The following is a 6,806-nucleotide window of genomic DNA, read 5'->3' as shown; positions in this document are numbered from 1 at the left end:
CGGCACTGTGGGTGGTCAGGAAGACATGATTGAAGATCTGGCGTTAACCATGGCCAAAGCCAAAGGCTAACAAAACGAAAGGCTAACGCTGGACTGGCTGCCACGCTGCTGCGGGGCAGCCCTTGCGGATTGGCATTCCCGCGTTGAGCACGGAAACGAGAAAACATTGCGCCAGGCGTCTGATCTCCGGCTTCAGACATCTGACGAATACATTGAAACAGGTGTTATATGAGTACCATTACCGTAAACCCGGTGGGTAAAACCTTTGATACCCACGAGGGAGAAGCCATTCTGGATGCCGCTTTGCGCTCCGGGATCATGTTGAAGCACGGCTGTCGTGATGGTCGCTGTGGTGACTGTCGTACTCTGGTTGAGACGCCGATCTCAGAAGGCGCGGTGACGTATCCGGCCGGTCTGGCGCTGGCGGAGACAGATCAGGCTGGTACAACGGTGCTGTGTTGCCAGGCGGTGGCGCATCAGGATCTGGCGTTGAATGCGCCTGAAGTCACCGAGCTGGAGGGTATTTCGATCCAGAAACTGGTGTCTCGGGTGCTGCTGAAAGACCAGGTGTCCAGCGATGTGATTGTACTCAAGCTAATGCTGGCACCGGGCAGTGATTTTCCTTATCTGCCGGGACAGTACATTGATATTACCTTGCCTAACGGCGTGACGCGCAGCTATTCGATGGCGAGCCGACAGTTGCAGGAAAACGCGATTGAATTGCATATCCGGCTAAAACCGGATGGCACCGGCACGCCGTTTATTTTTAACGAGTTGGGGCTGCGCAAAATGGTGACGGTAGAAGGGCCATTCGGCAGTTTCTATCTGCGTGATTCCGATGCTCCGATGGTGTTGTTGGCCAGTGGGACTGGCTTTGCGCCTATCAAGGCGATTATGGAGCAGCTGATCGCTGAGGGTAACGAGCGTCCAGTCCGTTTGTATTGGGGAGGGCGTTCGGCTGAGGATCTTTACATGTCGACGCTATGTGAAGACTGGGCCGAGCGCTTGCCCTGGTTTGATTATATTCCGGTGGTGTCGGATACCATGGATGGTTGGGTGGGTCGTACCGGTTTTGTACACCAGGCGGTGGTGGCTGATTTGAACGACCTGTCGGCTCACGAAGTGTACGCCTGTGGTGCGCCGATAGTGATTGAGTCTGCGCGCCGGGATTTTGTGGGTCAATGCGGGCTGAGTTCAGCCAATTTCTATTCCGATGCCTTTGTTTGATCTTGCTCGTGGCCAGGCCACGGGTTAAAGTTTGCCCTCAACATACAGACATGTATGTATTTGAAAGTAGAATAATAAAATGGAGAAAACCATGAATCTATTCAAGCGCATTATTATTAAATCAGCGTTTGTCTCGGCGGCTATTGTGACCTCGTCCATTGCTCTGGCAGAAGACACTGTTGTATTGCGATACAACCAGTGGTTTCCATCCCAGCACTGGTCGCAGAAAGACGGTTTGTACCAATATTTTGAGGAGATTGAAAAAGTCACAGAAGGGCGGGTGAAGGTGCAGCCTTCGGCCAAGCCGATTGTGCCACCGACCAAAAACTATCAGGCGGTAGTGAACGGCATTGCTGATATTGCCTGGGGGCCTCACGGTTATACGCCGGGCGTATTTCCGCTGTCAGAAATGGTGGAGTTCCCATTCAGTGTGAATGATGCCGGTATCAGTTCTGCGGCTTACTGGCGCGTGTTTGAAAAGTACTTCAAGCCAGCCGGCATGCATGGTGACGTGGTGACACTGGCAGTGCATGTTACCTCCGGCGGTAACCTGCATATGAAGGATGCACCGGTCAATACGATCAAGGATTTGCAGGGCAAGAAAATCCGTGTCCAGACCAGTGTTGTGGGTGATGCGCTGAAGACTTTGGGTGCTGTACCGGTATCCGGCTCACTGTCGGAGCTGCGCGAGTTTTTGTCTCGCGGCATTGTCGATGGCACGTCGTTGTCGGATGAGTTGCTGACCGGTTTTAAAGTCGACAAGTACATTAACTACATCACCCAGATTCCGGGTGGCCTCTATTCCAACAGTGCCTTTGTGATTATGAACAAAGATAAATGGAACAAGATTTCAGCCAAAGACCAGCAAGCCATTATGGCGATTTCCGGCGAAAAGCTGGCAGTACGCATGGGCGCGTTGTGGCACAAGAACGATTTGCTGGCGCGTGGCGAATTAAAAAAGCGGTTGGGCAAGGATTATCAAATCGCGTCGGAAGAGCTGTTTGTTGGTCTGGACGAAGCGTTTGCCCCTATTCGTGAGCAATGGCTGGATAAGGCGACCGCTGCCGAGGTAGATGGCCTGGAAGCGATGCGCTTCTACAGCCAGCAAACCGAAGCACTGGAACAGTAAGAGTATACAGCGCTCCCCGGCTGTCGTTACGGTCGGGGCGTGATGGCTGTGCTTTTCTATGCCGATTGACTGGAGAAATCTGTGAAGTTTTCGTTGCTTGCGGTGCTGGAATATCTCTGCGCCAAACTCTCGATCATTACCCTGATGCTGATGGCGGCGGTGACGTTTGCCGATGTGTTTGGCCGGGTAGTGTTTAACGCCCCATTGGGGTTTGCCTATGAGCTGGTCGGTATTTTTCTGGCGGTTTCGTTTTATGCCGGTTTGTACCATGTCCATAAAACCAGCAAACACATCCGTATCGATTTGTTTGATGGGCTGTTTAAAGGAACGCCGGGCGTACTGGTGTTCTGGTTTGGTTATCTGATTGAAGTGGTGTTTTTTGGTGCTCTGGTGGTGATGGTGTACCAGACCCTGCAAGACACCCGTCTGTTCGGGGAAACCTTTATGTTTCTCGGCTTTGAAAAATGGCTGGTATTGCTGGTCATGTTTGTCTTGGCGGTCATCGCGTTTGTCAGCCTGATCGTTACCACGCCGGAAACCCGTTCGGCGCGGTTACCACGTACTGAGCGTCAGGGGTAATAGCGTCCATGGTTATGATTTTTGCATTTGTTGTCTTGCTGTTTTTGCTGTTTTTACGTATCCCGATTGCCGTTGCTACCGGGGCTGTCGGGGTGGTGGGACTGGCCTGGTTCCAGGGCTGGTCGCCGGCATTAAGCCAGTTGGGCATGATTGCCACCGAAACCGTATTGTCCTACGAATTTGCGGTGATTCCGCTGTTTATTTTGATGGGGAATATCATCAGTCGTTCGGGACTGGCGGAGGAACTGTACAGCGCCACTCATGCGCTGGTGGGCCATTATCGTGGTGGTCTGGCGATTACCACCATTACTGCGTCTGGAGGCTTCAGTACGTTTTGTGGTTCCAGTTTTGCCACGGCGGCAACCATGAGCCGAATTGCGTACCCGTCGATGAAAAAATTCGGTTACAGCGATGGTTTGGCAACGGGTTCCATTGCCGCTGGTGGCACCTTGGGCATTCTGATTCCACCGTCTATTGCACTGGTGTTTTACGGCATCATGACCGAGACCGATATCGGTCGTCTGTTTATTGCCGGTGTGCTGCCGGGGGTACTGGGGGTGCTGTTTTATATTGCGGCGGTGTTGTATGTGGTGCATGTCAAGGGTGACAGTGATAGTCGTGTTAAAGAAGCAAGTGGCAAGGAAAAACTGCAGGCGATTGGTCAGCTGTGGGCGTTCTCGCTGCTGATTGTGCTGGTGCTGGGTGGTATCTATGCCGGTTTCTTTTCACCGACCGAGTCAGCCGGTGTGGGTGCGGTAGGGGCGATTGTCGTGACCCTGATCCGGGGTAAGTTTGAGTGGCGTAACTTGCTGGATGCACTGGAAGAGTCTGCCGCAACGACGGTATCACTGGTGGCCATTCTGATCGGATCACTGGTATTCGCCAATCTGGTGAATATTTCCAATATGCCGTTTCATATTGTAGCCTGGATTGAATCGCTGGATCTGAGTCTGATCGGGGTACTGCTGATCATGCTGGCGCTGTATTTTGTACTGGGAGCGGTGCTGGAGTCGATTTCCATGCTGCTGCTGACCGTACCGGTGTTTTATCCGGTGGTCGCGGGTATGGGAATGGATCTGGTGTGGTTTGGCATCATTGTGGTGGTGGCCACCGAGATCAGTCTGATTACCCCGCCGGTGGGGCTGAATGTGTTTGTGCTGAAATCGGTGATTACGGATGTTGATCTGAAGGTGATCTTCCGTGGTGTCTTTCCTTTCCTGGTGGCCGATCTGTTCCGGCTGGCGCTGATTGTGGCGTTCCCGATTATTTCTTTGGGACTGGTGGAGTGGATGGAGTAATCACTTGCCTGACGTCTGTTATCTGGCGTCAGGCTTCCAACTCTCAACTCTCAACTCTCAACTCTCAACTCTCAACTCTCAACTCTCAACTCTCAACTCTCACGATCAGCCACCGCTGGCATGGCCTTGCAGTCGGTGCTGACAGTTGGTTAGCGGGCAATTGTCGCTCAGAAACAGTGCCAGTCTGCGGGCGCGGTCGGCCTTGCTTTGCGGATCATCCTTGTCTCCCATTAGCGAGTTGGCCACCATATAGGAATAGATCAGATAGGCCAGATCACTGGCCTGCTCCTGTGGATGTTTCATTTCCATAAACAGCTTTTCGATGTAGGAAATACGATAGGAATCGACTTCCTCGACAGCGGCTTTGGCCATGGGATCGCGACGCGCCCAGGCGCGCAGGGAGATTTCGATCGAGGCCGCTTCAAAGGAGCGTTCACCCTTGTAGGGCAGGGTGATCAGTTCAATCAATTGCTCCCTGGTGTTCAGCGAGCGTTTTTTCAGGCTTTCAATGACGGCTTCCGTGGCCTTGATGCGCCAGCGCTCAAGAATCGCCTGTAACAATTCCTGCCGGTTTTCAAAGTGGTAATAAAAACTGCCACGGGTGATTTTCATTTCTTTGGCGAGGTTGTCAACTCGTACAAGGTCAATGCCACCAGTAGCCAGCACATTCATTGCGGAGTTGATCCAGTCATTACGGGTCAGTTTCGGTGAACTCATATCAGATATTTTAATACACTGGCGTCAGTTGATAAGGCCTGCAGCATCGATACGATCCGTGAGTGAATAGGGATCGTTGTTCAGACTGTTTGATGGCGCAGTTTATCCCCTTGGGTTTTGTCTGTTAAAAGCCCGCAAGGCGTGTGTTCTGTACGACGGGACAACAGCAAGGGGATTCGGGGTCAAGCTTTGAATCATATCAGATGGTGATCTGATGTGTTTGCTGCCAGGACTGCAATTACTGAAATTATTGCCGTGAGTTGCTAAAAACATACACAAGTGCCTGTTGTGGCGCATGTCAACAGAGCGGCTGACCCATGGCGGTGTTGCAATGTGATCCTGTTACGACGAGCAGCTTAGCATTACCAGTCCTCGGGTATCCGGCGCGCGACGCCATTGTTCAAATCCTGGATGTTCATCAAACGGATTCTGCAGAATGGTCAGCCAGTCGTTGAGTGGCTGGTAGTCACCTTCTTCAGCCCTGTCAATCAGGTGCTGGGCTACATGGGTCCGCAGGGTGTAGGCCGGATTGACGGCCAGCATGGCATGGCGGCGGGTTTCGGCGTTGCAGGTTTCCTGTTGCAGTCGTTGCTGGTATTGCGGCAGCCAGTCGTTGAGCATGGTTTGCCAGGGTGCAAGGTCAAGGTGGTTGAGGCCGGGTTGACCATCGTCGCTTTGCTGGGCTTCGGACAGGGCCCGATACAGCGGGTTGTAGTCCGCCTGATGCTGGTTCAGCAAATCGCGCCAGTGACGAATCAGTTCGTCGTCACCGGGTTGGCTGGTGGCCAGACCAAGACGCAGCGACATCCGTTGTTGGTAGGCTGCAGCATAGCGCTCGGGGAACTGTTCGAGAGCGGCCTTGAGGTCATCAACCGGCACCAGTGGCGTCAGCGCCTGGGCCAGCGCAGAGAGGTTCCAGTGAATCACATCGGGTTGTTGGTCGAAGGCGTAGCGGCCTTCCTGATCGGTATGGTTGTAGACGGCATTTTCTTTCCAGCGATCAATAAAGGCGAAGGGGCCATGATCAAAGGTTTCACCCAGAATCGACATGTTGTCGGTGTTCATGACGCCGTGTAAAAAACCATAGGCCTGCCAACCTGCCACCATGTCGGCGCTGCGTTGGCTGATGTGCTGGAACATGGCCAGATACGGGTTGTCGGCGCTCTGGCAGTCTGGGTAGTAACGGTCGAGGCAATAGTCGGCCAGTTGTTTCAAGCCGTCAAACTGGCGGGTGTAGTACAGGTGTTCGAAGTGACCAAAACGAATATGGCAGCGGCTAACGCGGAGGATTGTTGCTGCCAGTTCAACCCGTTCACGCTGGATTTTCTGGCTGCTGACGCAGACTGCCAAGGCTCGAGTGGAGGGGATGCCGAGATGGGTGAGGGCTTCCCCGACCAGGTATTCCCGCAGGCTGGAACGTAGTACCGCACGGCCATCCCCCATGCGTGAATAGCGGGTTTGACCCGCGCCCTTGAGGTGCAGATCCCAGCGTTCGCCATCGATCTCCAGCTCTCCCAGCAACAGCCCGCGGCCATCACCGAGTTGCGGGTTGTAGACGCCAAACTGGTGGCCGCTGTATTTCATTGCCAGCGGTCTGGCTCCCGGTGGCAGGGTGTGGCCTCCGAGCCAGGCGGCAAGTTGGTGCGGATCCAGACTGCAGGGGTTGATATGAAGCTGCTCGGCGACCATGTGGTTGACGCTGACGATGGCAGGATCCGGTAATGGCGTCGGCTCGATGGCGTGATACCAGGATTCAGGCAGGGTGGCGTAGTGGCTGCTCAGGGTCAGCTCGTCCAGGTTTTGCCAGGTCTTCATCGTCTTCTCCCTCGGGCGCTGGCTACCATGGCCAGGCCCTG

Annotated in this window: 6 protein-coding genes; 4 read left to right on the top strand and 2 right to left on the bottom strand. The window is 53.8% G+C overall.

Going from position 1 to position 6,806, the window contains the following annotated elements; translation table 11 throughout:
- Nucleotides 1-228 precede the first annotated feature (228 nt).
- The 4 genes from WG929_RS07775 to WG929_RS07760 all read left to right on the top strand — a co-directional run bounded on the left by WG929_RS07775 (nucleotide 229) and on the right by WG929_RS07760 (nucleotide 4,233).
- Nucleotides 229-1,227: an FAD-binding oxidoreductase gene (locus WG929_RS07775; protein ID WP_416205592.1), complete on the top strand. Its 999-nt coding sequence runs from the start codon at nucleotides 229-231 to the stop codon at nucleotides 1,225-1,227.
- Between the two features lie 91 nt (nucleotides 1,228-1,318).
- Nucleotides 1,319-2,356 (top strand): TRAP transporter substrate-binding protein, encoded by a 1,038-nt coding sequence (locus WG929_RS07770; RefSeq protein WP_369856724.1) that lies wholly within the window; start codon nucleotides 1,319-1,321, stop codon nucleotides 2,354-2,356.
- A gap of 81 nt (nucleotides 2,357-2,437) precedes the next feature.
- The gene (locus WG929_RS07765) at nucleotides 2,438-2,935 is read left to right on the top strand and encodes a TRAP transporter small permease (RefSeq protein ID WP_369856725.1); all 498 of its coding nucleotides are present in this window, start codon (nucleotides 2,438-2,440) and stop codon (nucleotides 2,933-2,935) included.
- Between the two features lie 8 nt (nucleotides 2,936-2,943).
- Nucleotides 2,944-4,233 carry a TRAP transporter large permease gene (locus WG929_RS07760; protein WP_416205591.1) on the top strand — a complete coding sequence of 430 codons (1,290 nt, stop codon included), beginning with the start codon at nucleotides 2,944-2,946 and terminating at the stop codon, nucleotides 4,231-4,233.
- 105 nt (nucleotides 4,234-4,338) lie between these two features.
- On the opposite strand, the gene WG929_RS07755 is transcribed toward WG929_RS07760, so the two are convergent.
- Both WG929_RS07755 and WG929_RS07750 read right to left on the bottom strand, forming a co-directional pair.
- Nucleotides 4,339-4,950, bottom strand: coding sequence for a TetR/AcrR family transcriptional regulator (locus WG929_RS07755; RefSeq protein ID WP_416205590.1), 612 nt, complete (start codon nucleotides 4,948-4,950; stop codon nucleotides 4,339-4,341).
- 342 nt (nucleotides 4,951-5,292) lie between these two features.
- Entirely contained in the window at nucleotides 5,293-6,765 is a 1,473-nt protein-coding gene (locus tag WG929_RS07750) for a protein adenylyltransferase SelO (RefSeq protein ID WP_416205589.1), read from the bottom strand.
- Between the last annotated feature and the right edge of the window lie 41 nt (nucleotides 6,766-6,806).

It is taken from the genome of Oceanobacter antarcticus (assembly GCF_044962685.1).
GTDB classification, from domain to species: domain Bacteria; phylum Pseudomonadota; class Gammaproteobacteria; order Pseudomonadales; family Oceanobacteraceae; genus Oceanobacter; species Oceanobacter antarcticus.
This window is presented reverse-complemented; position numbering and strand designations above follow the sequence as displayed.

Bases quoted from the DNA above. Each gene is read 5' to 3' on its own strand.
- WG929_RS07775 (WP_416205592.1), top strand. From the start codon at position 229: ATGAGTACCATTACCGTAAACCCGGTGGGTAAAACCTTTGATACCCAC.
- WG929_RS07770 (WP_369856724.1), top strand. From the start codon at position 1,319: ATGAATCTATTCAAGCGCATTATTATTAAATCAGCGTTTGTCTCGGCG.
- WG929_RS07760 (WP_416205591.1), top strand. From the start codon at position 2,944: ATGGTTATGATTTTTGCATTTGTTGTCTTGCTGTTTTTGCTGTTTTTA.
- WG929_RS07755 (WP_416205590.1), bottom strand. From the start codon at position 4,950: ATGAGTTCACCGAAACTGACCCGTAATGACTGGATCAACTCCGCAATG.
- WG929_RS07750 (WP_416205589.1), bottom strand. From the start codon at position 6,765: ATGAAGACCTGGCAAAACCTGGACGAGCTGACCCTGAGCAGCCACTAC.